Source organism: Guyparkeria sp. WRN-7, from assembly GCF_001641825.1.
Taxonomy (GTDB): Bacteria; Pseudomonadota; Gammaproteobacteria; order Halothiobacillales; family Halothiobacillaceae; genus Guyparkeria.
The window spans coordinates 277,813-295,421 of record NZ_LRFH01000014.1; the positions used below are offsets into that span (position 1 = coordinate 277,813).

Sequence of the window (17,609 nt, forward strand, 5' to 3'; positions counted from 1 at the left end):
TTGGATATACGTCTCGTCACGGAAACCTATCTGCCCGACATCAACGGGGTGGCCACCACGCTGGGTTGTCTCGTGGATGCCTTGCGCCTGCGGGGGCATCGGGTGATGGTGACCTGTCCGCGGGGGCGTTCGCGCCGTGACCTGGGCGACGGTACCGAGGTGCCGGGGCTGGCGTTGCCGTTCTATCCCGAGGTGCGTTTCGGTCTGCCGCGTCGCCGCGCGTTTCTCGACGAGTGGCGCGCGGATCCGCCCGACGTCGTTCACATCGCCACCGAAGGCCCGCTGGGTGCCTCGGCGCTCGCTGCAGCCCGCGCGCTCGAGTTGCCGGTCACCACCTCGCTGCACACCAATTTCCACGCCTATGCCCGCGCCTATCGGCTGGGCTGGCTCGCCCGGCCGGTGATGCGTTACCTGCGCCGGTTCCACAACCGCTCCGATGGCACCTTCATCCCGACCGACAAGCAGGCGGCCGACCTGACGGCGAACGGCTTCGAGCGACTGGTGGTGCTCGGCCGGGGCGTGGATACCGACCTGTTCGGTCCGGCTCGGCGGGACCGTGCCCTGCGGTCCTCCTGGGGTGCGGACGAGCACACCCCGGTGCTGCTGCATGTCGGGCGTCTGGCGGCGGAGAAGAATCTCGACCTGCTGATCGAGGCGATGGACCTGGCCCGCTCGGTCAATCCGACCACGCGTCTGGTGATCGTGGGCGACGGCCCCGAGCGCGGCCGGCTCGAGCGGCATCTGCCGGGCGCGATCTTCACTGGCGCACTGCGCGGCGAGACCCTGGCGCGGCACTATGCCTCCGCCGACGGTTTTCTGTTCCCCAGCCTGACCGAGACCTTCGGCATCGTGGTCCTCGAGGCGATGGCGAGCGGGCTCGATTGCCTGAGTTTCGATTACGCGGCCGGACGCATGCTGATCGAGCCGGGTGTCAACGGGCTGCTCGCGCCGGTCGACGCGCCCGAGGCGTTTCTCGACCAGGTGCCGGCGCTGCTGGATGCCACCGGTTCGGACAGTGCGGACGGGCGTCGTGCCCGCGCCCGCGAGACGGCACTCAAGTGCGGCTGGTCAGCGGTGATCGACTCGTTCGAACGGCATCTGCTCGGGGTGGTCGAGAGCGCAACACGGCAATCGGTTGCCATGGAGGGGCGTGCATGAGTCTGTTGCGTCACCGTCCTCTCGGGATGCCGCGCTGGTCGCGGCACCTCGACACCTACCTGGCCTGGGAGGCGCTGGTTACCGAGCGCTGCAACCGTATCCATCGTGTGCGTTGCCTGCGGACCGTGTTCGCGCTCGTCTCGAGGCTGGGCGACGGTATCGGCTGGTACGTGCTGGCCCTGCTGGTCCTGGTGGCGCACGGACGGCCAGCGGTCGAGGCGATGTTGGTCATGCTGCTCTCGGGTGGCGTCGGGGTGCTCGTCTACCTCACCATCAAGCGACGGACCGCCCGGCTGCGACCGCTGCATCGCAACGCGCGGATCGAGGTGAGCGTGGCGCCGCTCGATCAGTACAGCTTCCCCTCGGGGCACACCCTGCACGCGACCAATTTCGGCATCCAGCTTCTTGCCTTCGAACCCCTGCTCGCCCCTCTGGTCGTGCCGTTTGCCCTGCTCGTTGCCGCCTCGCGAATGGTGCTTGGCCTCCACTACCTTTCCGATGTGTTGGTCGGTGCCGTGATCGGGGTATCGATCGCCTCCATCGGCCTCTCCCTGACCTGATTTCCCCCCGCCTGTCGGCCCGGCAGAGAAGCCCCTTTGCGTATATTAGAAAAACATTATGGTAAATCAGTGTGCCGGCAGGAGTGGTTATTTGCCGTGTTATGTGCAGATCTAAATATTCAATGATAGTGCAAGTATATGACTGTAAGGAGGTTAGTCTGGTTGGATTGCCTGTCTAATAAATATGGGTAAAAGAACTGACTATATAAGCATTGCAAAGTCGTGAACTGTGGCGGTAAGGTTGCAGCGCCTGGACGGGGCGTCTAATGCTTGTCTGGGCGACAAGAACAATTCGAGGAGGAAAGGGGATGTCACAGAATCGAGAAGCGGCGCTCAGTCGCCGACTGCCTGCCGTTTCCCTTGCGGCGATCGGGCTTGGCCTGATGCTGGCGACCGGGGCGTCGCAGGCAGATGGTCATACGGGAAAGATGGAGCTGAGCAACGGCTCGGTGATCGGGGCGACCTGCATGGGTTGTCACGGTTTCAAGGGCATGGGTAGCGGCAACATTCCGCGTCTGGCGGGGCTGCCCAAGGAAGTGACGGCCGGGAAGCTGATGGCTTACAAGTCGGATGCGCTCGAGGGCACGGTGATGAACCGGATCGCCAAGGGCTACAGCGATGAAGAGATTCAGGCCGTAGCCGAATTCTTCGCCAACCAGTGAGCCGTCCCGCTCAAGCACAAGGAATACGAGAGGTAACCGCTATGAGTCTTTCCCGACGCGGATTTCTGAAACTGAGTGCCGCGATGGCGGGCGCTGGGGCGATGGGTGCCACCGCCGGCTGCCAGAGCACCGGCATGATGGCCGGGCGCAAGCGCGTGGTGGTCATTGGCGGCGGCTTCGGCGGCGCGACGGCGGCCAAGTACGTCAAGCTGTTCGACCCGAACGTCGACGTCACCATGATCGACGGCAAGGCGAGCCACACCACCTGCCCGTTCTCCAACCTGGTGATCGGTGGCCTGAAGGACATCGACGAGATCACCCACGATTTCACCGCCCTGGAAAAGCGCGGCGTGAACGTGGTCAAGGGTTGGGTCACCGGCGTCGACGCCGGGGCACAGGTCGTCACGCTCAAGGATGGTCGCAGCTACGAGTACGACCGCCTGGTCGTCTCGCCGGGCATTGATTTCCACTACGACGCGATCGAGGGCTACAGCGAGGAGGTGGCCAATTCCAGCATGCCGCACGCCTGGCAGGCGGGTGAGCAGACCTTGCTCCTGCGCGAACAGCTCGAGGCGATGCCGGATGGCGGCACGTTCATCATGGCTGCGCCGCCGAACCCGTTCCGTTGCCCGCCGGGGCCGTACGAGCGTGTCTCCCTGATCGCGAACTACTTCCAGAAGCACAAGCCCAACTCGAAGATCCTGGTTCTCGATCCCAAGACCAAGTTCTCCAAGGAGCCGCTGTTCCGCGAGGGCTGGACGGCCAACTACGGCAACATGATCGAGTGGATCGGCGGCGATTTCGGCGGCGGCGTGACCAAGGTCGACCCGGCCACCATGACCGTCACGGCCGGCGGTACCGAGTACCAGGGCGACGTGATCAATGTCATCCCGCCGCAGAAGGCCGGCTGGATCGCCCACAAGGCGGGCCTGACGGACGATTCCGGCTGGTGCCCGATCAACACCGGCACCTACGAGTCGACGATTCACTCGCGCATTCACGTCGTGGGGGATGCCTGCATCGGCTCGCCGCTGCCCAAGTCCGGATATGCGGCCAACTCGCAGGCGAAGAACTGCGCGGCGGCGATCGTGGCGATGTTCCACAACGAGAGCCCGCCGGAGCCGAGCTGGGTCAACACCTGCTACAGCTTGGTCGCGCCGGACTACGGTATCTCCGTGGCGGCTGTCTATCGCGTAGAGGACGGCAAGACGGTATCCGTGAAGGGCGCTGGCGGCGTCTCGCCGAAGGGCGGCGTCAATGCCGAGAAGGAAGCCGGCTACGCCCATGACTGGTACGCCTCGATCACCGAGGACATCTGGGGCAGCTGATCGCCCCGGCGGCGCCCTTCTCTTTCCCTCGGGCGCCTGATGATGCTGCAAAGGCCCGTCACCGTGAGGTGACGGGCCTTTCTAATCTGCGACACACGGCCCTTGGCGGGGCGGTCCTTGGGCAGGGGTTCGCCGCCGGAAGCGGCCCTTGGGTGGCGGCGTGGTCCAAGCGAACCTTGCCTTCCGGTTGCTAGCTTTCCGCCGTGAGTACGTCCAGCCACTCCTCGAGAAGCTCAACGTGGGTCGCGGCCACGGCCGAGCGCGGCAGCGGCTCGAGCGGCTCCTCGGCGATGTCCAGCCGGCCGTCCAGTTCGGCCGACGTGCCGCCGGCCTCCTGCAGGACCAGCTGGCCGGCGGCGTAGTCCCACAGCTTCTGCTTGCCATGGACGTAGACCTGTACCCGGTGGGCGGCGACCCAGCACCAGTCGAGTGCCACCGAGCCGATCGAGCGTTGCGAGGCGTAGGGCGGCTCGCAGGCCAGCCGCGTGGCGACCGGCTTGGGCAGTCGCTTGAAGTCGACGGTCGCCAGACAGCTGCCGAGAGCCTGGCGGGGCTCGTCCTTGAGCGACAACGGCTCGCCATTGAGCCAGGCGCCGCCATCGCGCGCGGCGTGGAAGCACTCGTCGCGACAGGGGTCGAAGACCACGCCGAAGACCGTCCGGCCACCCACCAGCAGCGCCACGGTCACGGAGTACACCGGGAAGCCGATACGAAAGTTGCTGGTGCCGTCGAGCGGGTCGACCACCCACGTCGGCTGCCCGTCGAGGCATGCGCGCCAGGCGGCTTCCTGCTCGGCGACGCTCATCTCCTCGCCGAGAAAGCCGTGGCCGGCGAAGCGCTCGGCGAGCCCCTCCTGCAGTGCGGCCTGCATGGCCTCGTCGGTGGCGGTGATCCAGCTACCGTCGGCCTTGCGGTCGGCGGACTGGGTGCCGGCGCGGGTCAGGTGCTCGGCGGCGGCGCTTCTGACCAGTTCGATGACGGTCTGCTGCTCGGTCGGGGAAACGTGGTGATCCTGCGTCATATCGGCTTCCGATGGAAATGGGGTCTGCCCCGGATTCTACGTCACCGATCGGACGGTCGACCGCTCGTCGGCCGAAACCGTCCTTTCGTCACCTATGGGCTGGCGGGTCGCGTTCGGGCATGATTGGATCTAGTGCGTGGAAAAGGAATTGAACGGCATGAATCGTAATCTCGTCAGTCTTCGCGGCCGGCAGACGCGGCAACAGGGTTTCAGCCTGATCGAGCTGATGATCACTACCGTGGTCGCAGCCGTGTTGCTCGCCGTCGCGATCCCGAGCTTCCGCAACATCATCCTGGCCAACGAGCTGACCACGACGACCAACGAATGGGTCACCGCGGTGAATCTGGCTCGATCCGAGGCCATCAAGCGCAGCGCCGCCGTCGTGGTCTGCGGTGCTGGCGGTAACCAGAGCGGGAGCAGTGAGCTCAGTGATGGCTGCGCCAGCAATCTCGGGGAGGTGCGCGCGTTCCAGGCGGGGACGACGACCGTGACGGTCGTTCGAGCCGCGCTGGAAATCCCGGATAGCGTGAGCCTGGCGCAGACGCAAAGCCTGCGTTTCGGCTCGACCGGCATCGGTCGGCTGCCGAGTGGCACCGCGCCGTACACGGGGATTGTCGCCGACATCAGCTCGGCGGATCTTGCTGGCGAGAATCACCGCTGCATTCGCGTGATTTCCGGGACCACCGTGACCACCGACTCCGACACGGTATGTAACTGATGAACACGAGCATTCATGACAGAAAGGCGCAGGCGGGCGTCGGGTTGATCGAGATCCTGATCGCCGTGTTGGTGTTGTCGATCGGTTTTCTCGGCATGGCCGCGCTGCAGACCAAGGCGCTGTCGAACAACAACAGTGCGATGGACCGCACTCAGGCGACCATTGCCAGCTACTCGATTCTCGATTCCATGCGGGCCGACCGCTCGAATGCGCTTGCCGGGGATTACGACGGCACCGTGACAGTGGGCAGTTGTCCTGCTGTCGGCGGCACGCTCGCCAGCGTGCAGCTGAATCGCTGGTGCACGGGATCGGGCAACACGCCACCGGACGGGCTGGCCGCCCTCGGCGACGGCACGACCGGCGAGGTCGACTGCGACGGCAACGGCATCTGCGAAATCACCGTGACATTCGACGATGACAAGGCCACCGGCGGCAGTAACGCCCAAGAAGTGGTGACCAGGGCGAGACTATGAACATGATGACCTATCAGCGAAAACCCCGGCGGGGGCATGCGGCCATTCAGCGAGGGGCGCGCGGTTTCACCCTGGTCGAGTTGATGATCGCCATGGTGCTCGGCCTGGTCGTGATCGGTGGCGTGGTCAGCGTCTTCGTTGCCAACAAGCAGTCCTATCGCACCAACGAGGCGCTGAGCCAGGTGCAGGATCACGGCCGGACGGCCTTCGAATTCCTGGCGCGGGATATCCGCATGGCGGGCCTGACCGGCTGCGGCAACCTTAACCGGATCGCCAACGTGCTCAACAACGGGCCGAATGGCGGCTCGGCGACCGACTGGTTCGCCGATTTCGCCAATTCCATCATCGGTTACGAAGGCAACCAGACTGATCCGGCCGTGGCCACCGGTACCGCCGAGGCCGAGCGTGTCGCCGGCACCGATTCGTTCCAGCTTGTCGGTATCGAGGGCAGCGGCTTCAGCGTGGAAAGCCACCAGCCGACCTCGGCCCAGTTCAAGATCAACGAGGCATCCACCGATTTCCAGGTGGGTGACATCGTCGTGGTCTGTGACCCCGATCACGCCGCGGTCATGCAGATCACCAACTACAACAGCAGCAACGTGACCGTGGTGCACAACACCGGTACCGGCACGCCGGGCAACTGCTCCAAGGGGCTGGGCTTCCCGACGCAGTGCACCGCGGTGGGCAACAGCTACGAGTTCGGGCCGAATTCGCAGATCGCCAAGCTGGCATCCACGGCTTGGTACATCGGCAACAACCCGGTCGGTGGTCGTTCGCTCTACCGCATCGACATCATCACCAGTAGCGGTGTGCCCACCGAGCGGGCGACCGAGATGGTGCGCAACGTGACCGACATGCAGGTCACCTACATCACTGACGGCGGCACGACGCTGCAGGATGCCGACGCGGTCTCCGACTGGGCGCTGGTCGACGCCGCGCGGGTCGAGTTGACCATGCAGAGCGAGATGGAGCGCGCCGGTACCGACCAGGACGTCCTGACCCGGACCCTGTCGACCACGGTCGCGGTCCGCAACCGGGTGGAATGACATGACAATGAATGCCCTGAAAAACCGACAATCCGGTATCGCGCTGGTCATCGCGCTGGTGCTGTTGCTGGCCATCAGCCTGGTCGGGCTCGCCTCGATCCGCGGCACGACGCTGCAGGAGAAGATGTCCAGCAACCTGCAGGATCGGGACATCGCCTTCCAGGCAGCCGAGGCGGCCCTGCGCATCGCCGAACGGCGGATCGCCGATACCACCGCGGACATCTGGCACGACTGCTCGCTGGGCGGGGTGACCTGCGAGGCGCTGCCTACGGGTAGCAGCGTGCCGTGGCAGACGGTTGATGCGGGCACGGCGGCCGACGAGTTCGATGCCGGTGCCCTGGCGGCCGCCCAGCCGCAGTACGTGGTCGAGAACATGGGGTTGTGGCCGGATCCGACCTCGAACACGGGCGTGAACCTGAGCGGTGCGGCCAGTCAGTACGGGGCGCAGGGAACCAGCACGACTATCAATTTCTACCGGGTCACGGCACGCAGTGCGGACCCGTCAGTGGCGTCGGACCGGGCCATCGTGGTCCTGCAGACCTGGGTTCGGGGCTAGGAGGAATATCCCATGAACATTGCAATGCGTTACCGGGATCTCTCTTGTCACCTGCGAGCCTTCGGCAGGAGATACGTAGCTCGAGCCGCTTCCAGCCTGCTGCTCGCAAGCGGGTTGTGGGCCGGGCAGGCGACCGCGATCACCATCGACCAGAAGCCGCTGATCGTCCAGCAGGCCTTGCCGCCCAACGTGATGCTGCTGCTGGATGATTCCGGCTCCATGTTGCGCGAGTACATGCCTGATGCTTCGTATCTCAGCGATACCTCTGATCAGGGCATGCAGAGCGCGTCGGTCAACTACATCTACTACGACGGCAGCGTGACCTACGAGCCGCCGGTCAAGGCCGATGGCACCTACTATTCGGACATCACCACCTTCCCGACCCTGCCGCTGGATGGGTTCGATAGCTCCTCGTCCACGGCAGACGTGACCAGGTACTACTCGAACGGCAGCTACGCGAACGTGAACTTCCCGTTCTTCCGCGCCTTCTGTCCGCCGGACACGACCCAGAGCGTCGTTCATTACGGGGATTGCTATTCCGCTACCTACTACAACGATGCCGATCACGTTTTCCTATTCCAGGATAGCGGCAACAATCTCTACTACTACGAGGCCGATGCCCTCGCGTTTGTCTACACCACGCCCGACGGTAGCGGTGGCTACATCGAGAATTATGTCGCCACAAACTGCGCCGATCTGCCGACGGATGCGCAGGCCACTTGTGCGGACGATGCGGCCACCCAGCAGAACGTCGGCAACTGGTTCGGCTACTACCGTACGCGCATGCTGGCGGCCAAGAGCGGCCTGATGAACGGCTTCGCCGACGTGAGCGCGGAGTTCCGGGTGGGGTTCGGCTCGATCAATGGCAACTCCGCCGACTATATTCGCAACATCACCGCCGGTGAGTGCGGGGACGTGTTCAGCGCGAGTTGCCGCTACGGGTTTGTCACTGACACCAATAACAATAACGAACTGGCCGGCGTCGCGACTTGGGGCGACGGTGCTGCCGGTACGCGAAAGGACGAGTTCTGGGGCTGGCTGGAAGACGCCGGGGGCGACCAGAACACCCCGCTGCGTGAAACGCTGGAAGCGGCCGGGGAGTATTACCGCACCGGCCAGCCGTGGTCGAGCCGGGACTCCAGCGGCACTTCCCAGGAATATGCCTGCCGCCAGTCCTACACCATCCTGACGTCGGACGGTTTCTGGAACGAGGTTGGCGCCCCGGATCCGGACGTCGGCAACGCCGACGGCACCTCCGGCGCCACGTTGGGTGACGATGGCTCCGGCACCATGACGGCCCCCAACGGGATCGAGTACACCTACGAGGCGGTCGATCCGTACAGCGATGATTTCAGCAATACGCTGGCGGACGTCGCGATGTACTACTGGAAGAACGACCTGCGCACGGGCCTGACCAATCAGGTGCCTACTACCAACGAGGACCCGGCCTTCTGGCAGCACATGACCACGTTCGCCATCGGGCTGGGATACGACCCGCTCGATGCCAATGGCAACGTGATCGACTCGGACGCGGTCTTCGACTGGGCCAACGGCGGTGACCCGATCAGCGGGTTCGCCTGGCCGGAGCCGGCATCGGGCAGCATCAACAACATTGCCGACATGCTGCATGCGGCGGTCAACGGCCACGGCGGCTTCTATTCCGCCAAGTCGTCGCAGGCCTTCGCCGCGGCGATTTCGGATGCCGTGGGGCGTACCGCCGAGCGGGTTGGTACGGGCGCGAGTCTGGCGGCCAACTCCACGCGTCTGGAGACCGGCACGGTCACCTATCAGGCGAACTACTTCACCGGCACCTGGGTGGGGGACCTGAAGGCTTATCCCGTCGATCCGCTCACCAAGCAAATCGCCACCTACCCGGACTGGTCCGCGGCCGACAATCTGCTGGCCGAGCCGGCAGACAGTTGCGCCGCATCGGCGGGCGAGGTCTGCCCAGATGGCCGGGCGATCTATACCTACGCGACCAGCGATGCCAATCTCGGCAACAACGACCCGCAGTACCGTGAGTTCTTGGCCAGCGACGTCGCCAGCCTGTCCAACGCGCAGCAGGCGGCGCTGGGCGGTACGACGACCGAGCGGCAGGCGATCGTCGACTTCCTGCGCGGCGACACCACCAACGCTGAAGCAAATGGCGGCAACTATCGTGACCGAAGCACCGCGCTCGGTGACATCGTGAACTCCCAGCCAGTCTATGTGGGGCAGCCGGATCCGAACCTCCATACCGCGCGCTCCTTCGACGGGGTGGAGTTTTATCCGGCCTTCGCAGAAGATCCGGAGGGCGACAACGACAACCAGGGCATCGATCCGGAAGGCGGCAGCAACACCCGCGAGCCACTGGTCTACGTGGCCGCCAACGACGGCATGCTGCACGGCTTCGACGCCATTACCGGCGAAGAACTGTACGCCTTCATGCCGGGCGCGGTGATCGAGGCGGGTGTCAAGAAACTCGCCGACCCCGACTATGGGGCCAACCCCGGGCACGAGTTCTTCAACGACGGTGAGCTGACCGTTGCGGACGTCTACATCGACCTGCCCTATACCAACGGCTCCGACGTGCAGTGGCGCACCGTGCTGGTGGGTACCACCGGTCGGGGGGAGGCGAAGACCGTCTATGCCCTCGATATCACCGACCCGGCCGATATCCGTTTCCTGTGGGAGCGTTCTGCCGGTGATGGCGGCGCCAACGCCGGCTATATCGGCCAGATGATCGGCAAGCCGCTGGTGGTTCAGACCGCCAACGGCGAGTGGTCGGTCCTGATCGGCAATGGTTACAACAGCGCCAATGACAGCGCTGCACTGCTGCAGTTCGACGTCGGCACCGGCGCGCTGGACGTGCATGTGACCAACGACGGCATTACCGGCAACGGCCTCGCCGCACCCGCCACGTTCGACTACACCGACAGCCCGGACGGCATCCAGGACGTGGCCTATGCCGGCGACCTGAACGGCTGGGTATGGCGTTTCGACCTGAGCACCTCGACCAGCAACGGCGTGCAGGTCTACCAGGCGACCCGCGCGGACGGCACGGCACAGCCGATCACAGCGGGCCTGCTGCTGGGCAAGAACCCGGCCACCAGCAACCTGTGGGCGTTCTTCGGTACCGGTCAGTACCTGTCGCAGGGCGACCTGACCGACCAGTCGGTCCAGACGTGGTACGGCCTGATCGTCGAGTCTGCCGACACCAGCCTGCCCGTCTCCAGTGGCGACGGGAGGTCGGTGCTGGTCGAGCGCGACATCGTCGACGAGCAGAGCAACGGTACCTTCACGGCGCGTGCCTTCAGCCAGGGGGCGGCGAACGACATGGACGGCAAGTCCGGCTGGTATATCGACCTGATCTCGCCCGACAACGGCGCAGAAGGCGAACGCATGGTCGAGCCCAACCAGTTCCAGGGCGAAGTGCTGGTGGGCACGTCGGTGATCCCGGACGCGGCGGATATCTGTAACCCCTCCGGTCGCGGTTTCATCATGGGGATCGACCCGTTCGACGGCACCAACGTCGAGCAGGCGTTCGTCGATTACAACGGCGACGGTGTGGTCGATGGCTCGGATGTGATCACCGGTGACGATGGCGTGACCTATGCCGTTGGGGCGATCGGCTTCAACCGTCTGCCCAACGCACCGATCTTCGTCGGCAATACCATGCTGATCAGCTTCGATGACGGCAGCACCGCTTCGGTCGAGGCGGCCGGTGGCGGCAGCTCGGGGCAGCGTAGTTCCTGGCGCGAGATCATCTTCGATTAATAAAAGGAGACACGGATGAGCACAGCGATGAACGCGGGCCTGATGTCGCCGTCCCGGCGCGGTCTTGGTTTCACCCTGATCGAGTTGATGATCGTCGTGGCGATCGTTGGCATCCTGGCCGCGATCGCCTACCCGGCGTACACCAATCATGTGGTCAAGACCAAGCGCGCGGCGGCCGCGGCCTGTCTGTCCGAGTATGCGAGCTTCATGGAGCGGTTCTACACCACCAACCTTCGCTACGATCAGGACAGTGGCGGCACCGCGGTGGCCCTGCCGGCTCTCGACTGCGCCTCGAACGACAATACCGGCCAGGATTACAACTACGCCTTCGCCGCCGGCGAACCGACCCAGTCGACCTTCATCGTGACCGCCGCGCCCCAGGGTGCCCAGGCGAGCCGAGATGATTGCGGCACGCTGACACTCGACCAGGCAGGCACGCGAGGCGTGACCGGTGGCGGAACGGTGGAGCAGTGCTGGTAGGGCGGTTGATCCGAGAAGCGATATAAGTCACGAGAGCGGGCGCAGGGAAGCGCCCGTTCGTATTTCTACCAACCGGACAAGGAGGTCCTTATGCTCAAGGATGAGCGGGGAGCCCTGTGTGGCTCCTTTTTGCCGTTGGGTTGCGCCAGCCCGTCCTGCGGTGCGCCTGGCGGTCAGCGCGGCTTTACCATCATGGAACTGATGGTCGCCGTGACGGTGTCGGTCGTGCTGATCGCCGTCGCCGTGCCGGCATTCTCGGCACTTGCGGCGCGTAACGATCTGACCGTGGCGACAAACTCGTTGCGTGGCGCATTGCTTGCCGCTCGACAGGCTGCGGTCACGCAGGGGCGGCCGGTCGGTCTGTGCGCCGGTTCGCCGACGGCCGGATGCACGGGCAACTGGCGTGACGGTCGCTGGATGGTGTTTCGGGATGCCGACCACGGTGGCGACCTCGATGCCGGCGAGACCGTGATCCGCAGCGGCGGGGTGCCCGGCGGCGCGCGCGTCGACGGCAATGGCCCGCTGGACGCAGCGCTGGTGTACGTTCCGATGGGGCATGCCGAGTGGCCGGGCGGTGGCTTTGGCGCCGGTCGTCTGCGTATCTGTGTCCCTCACGACCTCGCATTCAATGCCCGCGAACTGGTGATTTCCGCCAGCGGCCGGGTGCGTCTCGTGTCGCGTGATTTCGGCGGCAGTTGCCCCGCTCTGTGACCGCCGGCGCGCGCAGGCGCCGGACGACCGCGAGGACGAGCGCCGGCAAGGGCTTGCCTGTTACAATCGGCCGGGAAAACTCTGCACGAATCCGATGGCGCTCTGGCTGGCGAGCCGTTCGTGATCAAGGCGCGTCGTCGCCGGCGTGCCGGTGGCCACGGCAAGACGGCGCAACGCCGAGTACGGGCGGATCGCCAAGCCCCGCAGGGCGCGCCTTGAACCGGGCATCTGCTGTGTGGTCGTCCTTGGAAAGAGAATGACTCTTCCGCGGTGGACGATCGCCTTGCACCTGCCCGGCTCAAGACGCGCAGAGCGATATCCGATTCGTGCAGAGTTTTCCCCTAGCAGTGTTCCGGCGAACTGAACTGACGTGGCCCAACCGTGACCGATTACAAATCGACGCTCAACCTTCCCAAGACCGACTTTCCCATGCGCGGCAACCTGCCCAAGCGCGAGCCGCAGATGCTCGAGCGCTGGCAGGAGCGTGATCTCTATCGCGCCGTGCGCGAGCATGCCGCCGACCGACCCAAGTTCGTGCTGCATGACGGCCCGCCGTACGCCAACGGCGATATCCACATCGGTCACGCGGTCAACAAGATCCTCAAGGACGTCATCAACAAGACGCGTCTGCTGGAAGGGTTCGATACCCCCTACGTGCCGGGCTGGGACTGCCACGGCCTGCCGATCGAGCTGGTGGTCGAGCGCGAGCACGGCAAGCCGGGCGTCAAGCTCGACGAACGTGCGTTCCGCCAGGCCTGCCGCGATTACGCGGCCAGCCAGATCGAGCGCCAGAAGCAGGACTTCATCCGCCTGGGCGTGATCGGCGACTGGGACAACCCCTACCGCTCGATGGATTTCGCCTTCGAGGCCGACACGCTGCGCGCGCTGGCGGGCATCATCGAGCGCGGCCACCTGCACCGTGGCGAGAAGCCGGTGCACTGGTGCGTCGACTGCGGCTCGGCACTGGCCGAGGCCGAGGTCGAGTACCAGGACAAGACCTCCCACCAGATCGACGTGGCCTTTGCCGCCATCGACCCGGCGAGCGTCAATCGCGCTTTCGGTGTCGAGGACGAGGCGCCGGTCGACTTCGTCATCTGGACCACCACCCCGTGGACGCTGCCGGCCAACCAGGCCGTGGCGATGAATGCCGAGCTTTCCTATCAGCTGATCGAGATCGACGGCCGGCGCGTGGTGCTGGCCGAGGGGTTGGCCGAGGAAGCGCTTTCTCGCATGGGTGTCGAATCGCCGCGTGTGCTGGGCGAGGCAGGTGGCCAGGCGCTCGAGGGCGCCAAGCTGGCGCACCCCTTCCTCGAGCGCGAGGTGCCGGTGATCCTTGGCGAGCACGTCACGCTGGATGCCGGTACGGGTCTCGTGCACACCGCCCCGGCGCACGGCGAGGAAGACTTCGCGGTCGGCAAGCAGTACGACCTGCCGGTCGACAACCCGGTCGACGGCGAGGGGCGCTTCTTCGCCGACACGCCGCTCGTCGGCGGGCTGGATCTCAAGGCCGGCGGCAAGGCGATCCTCGAGGAGCTCGAGGCCAAAGGTCGTTTGCTGGCGCATTCCAAGTTCAAGCACAGCTACCCGCACTGCTGGCGGCACAAGACGCCGCTGATCTTCCGCGCGACGCACCAGTGGTTCGTCTCGATGACGCAGCAGCGTCTGCGCGCCGATGCGATCAACGCGCTCGACGAGGTCGACTTCACGCCCGACTGGGGGCGTGCCCGCATCGAGGGCATGGTCGAGAACCGCCCGGACTGGTGTATCTCGCGCCAGCGCTTCTGGGGCGTGCCGATCGCGCTGTTCGCCCACAAGCAGACCGGTCACGCGCACCCCGATTCCGCCGAGCTGATGCGCCGTGTCGCCGAGCAGGTCGAGCAGCATGGCGTCGACTACTGGTTCGACCTCGATGCCCGCGAGCTGATCGGCGAGGATGCTGCCGAGTACGACAAGGTGATCGACACCCTCGACGTCTGGTTCGACTCCGGCGTGACCCACTGGGCCGTGCTCGACCGTCGCGAGGAGCTCACCTGGCCGGCGGACCTGTACCTCGAGGGTTCCGACCAGCACCGCGGCTGGTTCCAGTCCTCGTTGCTGACGGCGACCGCCCTGCGCGAGAAGGCGCCGTACCGCGGGGTGCTCACCCACGGCTTCACCGTCGATGCCAAGGGGCGCAAGATGTCCAAGTCGCTGGGCAACGTGATCGCGCCGCAGCAGGTGATTGACAAGATGGGCGCCGACCCGCTGCGCCTGTGGGTGGCCTCGACCGATTTTTCCGGCGAGATGACCGTCTCCGACGAGATCCTGCAGCGTACCGCCGACGCCTATCGCCGTATCCGCAACACCGCCCGCTTCCTGCTGGCGAACATCGACGGCTTCGACCCGAACACCGATGCGGTCGCCGACAGCGAGCTGCTCGCGCTGGACGCCTGGCTGGTCGACCGCGCCGCGCAACTCAACCGTGAGGTGCGCGACGGCTTCGAGGCCTACCAGTTCCACCAGATGGTCGCGCGCATCCACCACTTCTGCTCGATCGAACTGGGGGCGTTCTACCTCGACATCGTCAAGGACCGCATCTACACCGGGCAGACGAATGCACCGATGCGCCGTTCCGCGCAGACGGCGATGTGGCGCACGGTCGAGGCGCTGACTCGCTGGATCGCGCCCGTGCTGTCGTTCACCGCCGAGGAGATCTGGCAGCACCTGCCCGAGCTGGCGGACGGCCGCGAAGACACCGTCTTCAAGGCCACGCACGTCGACGCGCTGGCGCCACTGCTCGAGGACGGTCATGCCGGTCCGGGTCAGCGTGGCTTCTGGGATGACGTGATCGCCATCCGCGATGCGGTCAACCGGCATGCCGAGGCGGCGCGCAACGAGAAGCGCATCAAGGCGAACCTGTCGGCGAACGTGGAGATCTGGGCCGGCGAGACGGTCGCCGAGCGCCTGGACACGCTGGGCGACGAGTTGCGCTTCCTGCTGATCGTCTCGGAGGTCACGGTCCGTCCGCTGGCGGAAAAGCCGGCCGATGTGGCCGCCGAGACGGTCGAGGGCGTAGGCGAGCTGGCGGTCCGCATCGCGCCGATGGAGGCCGAGAAGTGCGATCGCTGCTGGCACTTCCGTCCCGATGTCGGCACGCACGCCGCGCATCCGACGCTCTGCGGGCGCTGCATCGAGAACATCGAGGGTGACGGGGAAACCCGCCACCTGGTGTGATGCGTCTGCCCGCGGGGAATCTGCGCTGGCTTTGGTTGTCACTCGGTCTGCTGGTCGCCGACCAGCTGACCAAGTGGGCCGCGCTGGCGGGGCTGGAGTATGCCCGGCCGCGTGAGGTGTTGCCATTCTTCGACCTGACGCTGCTCTACAACACCGGGGCGGCCTTTTCGTTTCTCGCCGACCACGACGGCTGGCAGCGCTGGTTCTTCATCTTCCTCGCCGTGGTGATCGTCGCGGCCTTGCTGGCGTGGCTCGCGTTCGTGTCCCTCGACGACCGCCGCATCAAGGCCGGGATTGCGGCGGTGATCGGTGGCGCGGTGGGCAACGTAATCGACCGGGCCGCCTATGGTTACGTGGTCGACTTTCTCGATTTTCACGTGGCCGGTTGGCACTGGCCGGCTTTCAACATCGCCGATGCGGCCATTACCATCGGCGTGATCCTGATCATCTGGGCCGAGTTGCGGCCCCAACGGCAAGCGAGCGCATCCGATGACTGACGCCGACAATCCGACGCTGCCGACCATCGCGAAGGACTCCGAGGTCACCATCCATTACGAGATCCGCCTGCCCGACGACCGGGTGGTGGACAGCACCCTCGACGACGAGCCGTTCACGGTGCGCCTGGGCGGCGGGGCTTTCGAACCCCGTCTCGAGGAGGCGCTGGTGGGCCTGCCGCTGGGCGAGCACACCCGCATCCTGCTGACGCCCGAGTATGCCTTCGGCCAGCCGGACCCGAGCAACATTCACACCATGCCGCGCGGGCAGTTTCCCGAGGACATGCGGCTCGAGCCGCAGCTGGTGATCGAATTCGATCTGCCCAACGGCGAGTCCGTGCCCGGGACCGTCACGGCGGTTACCGAGGATGCGGTCACCGTGGACTTCAACCATCCGCTGGCCGGTCAGAACATCCAGTTCATCGTCAAGGTGCTGGGCATCGACGGCCAGCAGGCGGAACAGGCGGGCGAGACCCCGCCGGGAGCGACGACATGAAGATCCAGCTGGCCAATCCGCGCGGTTTCTGCGCCGGTGTCGACCGGGCGGTCGAGATCGTCGACCGGGCGCTCGAGTCGTTCGGCGCGCCGATCTACGTGCGCCACGAGATCGTCCACAACCGCTACATCGTCGACAACCTGCGGGACAAGGGCGCGATCTTCATCGAGGATCTGGCCGACGTGCCGGACGACGCGACCCTGATCTTCTCCGCGCACGGCGTGTCCAAGGAGATCCAGGATACTGCCGCCGAGCGTGGCCTGACGGTGTTCGATGCCACCTGCCCGCTGGTGACCAAGGTGCACATGGAGGTTGCCCGCCACGCCCGCGCCGGGCGCGACGTGGTGCTGATCGGTCATGACGGCCACCCCGAGGTCGAGGGCACCATGGGGCATTTCGACCCGTCGTTCGGCGGCAAGATCCACCTGGTGGAGAAGATCAGTGATGTCGAGCACCTGATCATCGACAATCCCAAGGGGCTGGCCTGGGCGACCCAGACCACCCTGTCGGTCGACGAGACCCGTGCCATCATCGGCGCGCTGCAGGAACGCTTCCCGCAGATCGAGGGGCCGCGCAAGGACGACATCTGCTACGCGACCCAGAACCGTCAGGATGCCGTGCGCGAACTGGCGGTAAGCTGCGACGTGGTGCTGGTGGTCGGTTCGAAGACCAGTTCGAATTCCAACCGTCTGCGCGAACTGGCTCAGCAGGCCGGCACACCGGCGCACTTGATCGACGGGGCGGCGGACATCGACCCGGCCTGGTTCGACGAGTGCAGCCGGGTCGGCGTGACCGCCGGCGCCTCGGCCCCCGAGATCCTCGTCCAGCAGGTGATCGAGCGGCTCAAGCTCGAGTGCGACGCCGCGCTCGAGGAGCGTGAGCCGACCGTGGTGGAGAACATGATCTTCCCGATCCCCGCCGCCCTTCGTTAACGCGC

Annotated in this window: 16 protein-coding genes; 15 read left to right on the top strand and 1 reads right to left on the bottom strand. The window is 65.6% G+C overall.

The annotated features are described in order from the left end of the window. The 4 genes from AWR35_RS05875 (at position 1) to AWR35_RS05890 (ending at position 3,708) form a co-directional block, all read left to right on the top strand. On the top strand, positions 1-1,158 hold the full coding sequence (locus tag AWR35_RS05875; protein ID WP_058575017.1) for a glycosyltransferase family 1 protein: 1,158 nt from the start codon (positions 1-3) through the stop codon (positions 1,156-1,158). Next, positions 1,155-1,718 (top strand): phosphatase PAP2 family protein, encoded by a 564-nt coding sequence (locus AWR35_RS05880; RefSeq protein WP_231723562.1) that lies wholly within the window; start codon positions 1,155-1,157, stop codon positions 1,716-1,718. The genes AWR35_RS05875 and AWR35_RS05880 overlap by 4 nt, the downstream gene beginning before the upstream one ends. 308 nt (positions 1,719-2,026) lie before the next feature. Next, entirely contained in the window at positions 2,027-2,380 is a 354-nt protein-coding gene (locus AWR35_RS05885; RefSeq protein WP_058575018.1) for a c-type cytochrome, read from the top strand. Positions 2,381-2,421: 41 nt separating this feature from the next. Then, entirely contained in the window at positions 2,422-3,708 is a 1,287-nt protein-coding gene (locus AWR35_RS05890) for an NAD(P)/FAD-dependent oxidoreductase (RefSeq protein WP_058575019.1), read from the top strand. A gap of 190 nt (positions 3,709-3,898) precedes the next feature. Here the strand turns inward: AWR35_RS05890 and AWR35_RS05895 are convergent, their stop codons facing one another. After that, complete coding sequence (locus AWR35_RS05895) at positions 3,899-4,729, bottom strand: inositol monophosphatase (RefSeq protein WP_058575020.1); 831 nt, start codon at positions 4,727-4,729, stop codon at positions 3,899-3,901. 157 nt (positions 4,730-4,886) lie between these two features. Here AWR35_RS05895 and AWR35_RS05900 point away from each other — a divergent pair, with 157 nt between their 5' ends. From AWR35_RS05900 to ispH, 11 genes are all read left to right on the top strand, one after another. Then, on the top strand, positions 4,887-5,447 hold the full coding sequence (locus tag AWR35_RS05900) for a GspH/FimT family pseudopilin (protein WP_058575021.1): 561 nt from the start codon (positions 4,887-4,889) through the stop codon (positions 5,445-5,447). Next, the gene (gene pilV / locus AWR35_RS05905; RefSeq protein ID WP_058575022.1) at positions 5,447-5,920 is read left to right on the top strand and encodes a type IV pilus modification protein PilV; all 474 of its coding nucleotides are present in this window, start codon (positions 5,447-5,449) and stop codon (positions 5,918-5,920) included. Before AWR35_RS05900 ends, pilV begins: the two co-directional genes overlap by 1 nt. A 2-nt stretch (positions 5,921-5,922) precedes the next feature. Continuing rightward, entirely contained in the window at positions 5,923-6,966 is a 1,044-nt protein-coding gene (locus AWR35_RS05910) for a prepilin-type N-terminal cleavage/methylation domain-containing protein (RefSeq protein ID WP_197408142.1), read from the top strand. A 7-nt stretch (positions 6,967-6,973) separates the two neighbouring features. Beyond that, entirely contained in the window at positions 6,974-7,522 is a 549-nt protein-coding gene (locus AWR35_RS05915) for a PilX N-terminal domain-containing pilus assembly protein (protein ID WP_197408143.1), read from the top strand. A 12-nt stretch (positions 7,523-7,534) separates the two neighbouring features. Further along, positions 7,535-11,278, top strand: coding sequence for a PilC/PilY family type IV pilus protein (locus tag AWR35_RS05920; protein WP_066185084.1), 3,744 nt, complete (start codon positions 7,535-7,537; stop codon positions 11,276-11,278). A 42-nt stretch (positions 11,279-11,320) separates the two neighbouring features. After that, entirely contained in the window at positions 11,321-11,758 is a 438-nt protein-coding gene (locus AWR35_RS05925) for a type IV pilin protein (RefSeq protein ID WP_156413957.1), read from the top strand. Positions 11,759-11,848: 90 nt separating this feature from the next. Next, positions 11,849-12,469, top strand: a complete 621-nt coding sequence (locus AWR35_RS05930) for a GspH/FimT family pseudopilin (RefSeq protein WP_058575026.1) — start codon at positions 11,849-11,851, stop codon at positions 12,467-12,469. A 381-nt stretch (positions 12,470-12,850) separates the two neighbouring features. Further along, positions 12,851-15,682 carry an isoleucine--tRNA ligase gene (ileS, locus tag AWR35_RS05935; protein WP_058575027.1) on the top strand — a complete coding sequence of 944 codons (2,832 nt, stop codon included), beginning with the start codon at positions 12,851-12,853 and terminating at the stop codon, positions 15,680-15,682. Continuing rightward, positions 15,682-16,179 (top strand): signal peptidase II, encoded by a 498-nt coding sequence (gene lspA, locus AWR35_RS05940; protein WP_058575028.1) that lies wholly within the window; start codon positions 15,682-15,684, stop codon positions 16,177-16,179. Before ileS ends, lspA begins: the two co-directional genes overlap by 1 nt. After that, positions 16,172-16,672, top strand: coding sequence for a peptidylprolyl isomerase (locus AWR35_RS05945; protein ID WP_058575029.1), 501 nt, complete (start codon positions 16,172-16,174; stop codon positions 16,670-16,672). Before lspA ends, AWR35_RS05945 begins: the two co-directional genes overlap by 8 nt. After that, positions 16,669-17,604, top strand: coding sequence for a 4-hydroxy-3-methylbut-2-enyl diphosphate reductase (gene ispH / locus AWR35_RS05950; RefSeq protein ID WP_058575030.1), 936 nt, complete (start codon positions 16,669-16,671; stop codon positions 17,602-17,604). The genes AWR35_RS05945 and ispH overlap by 4 nt, the downstream gene beginning before the upstream one ends. Positions 17,605-17,609 lie beyond the last annotated feature (5 nt).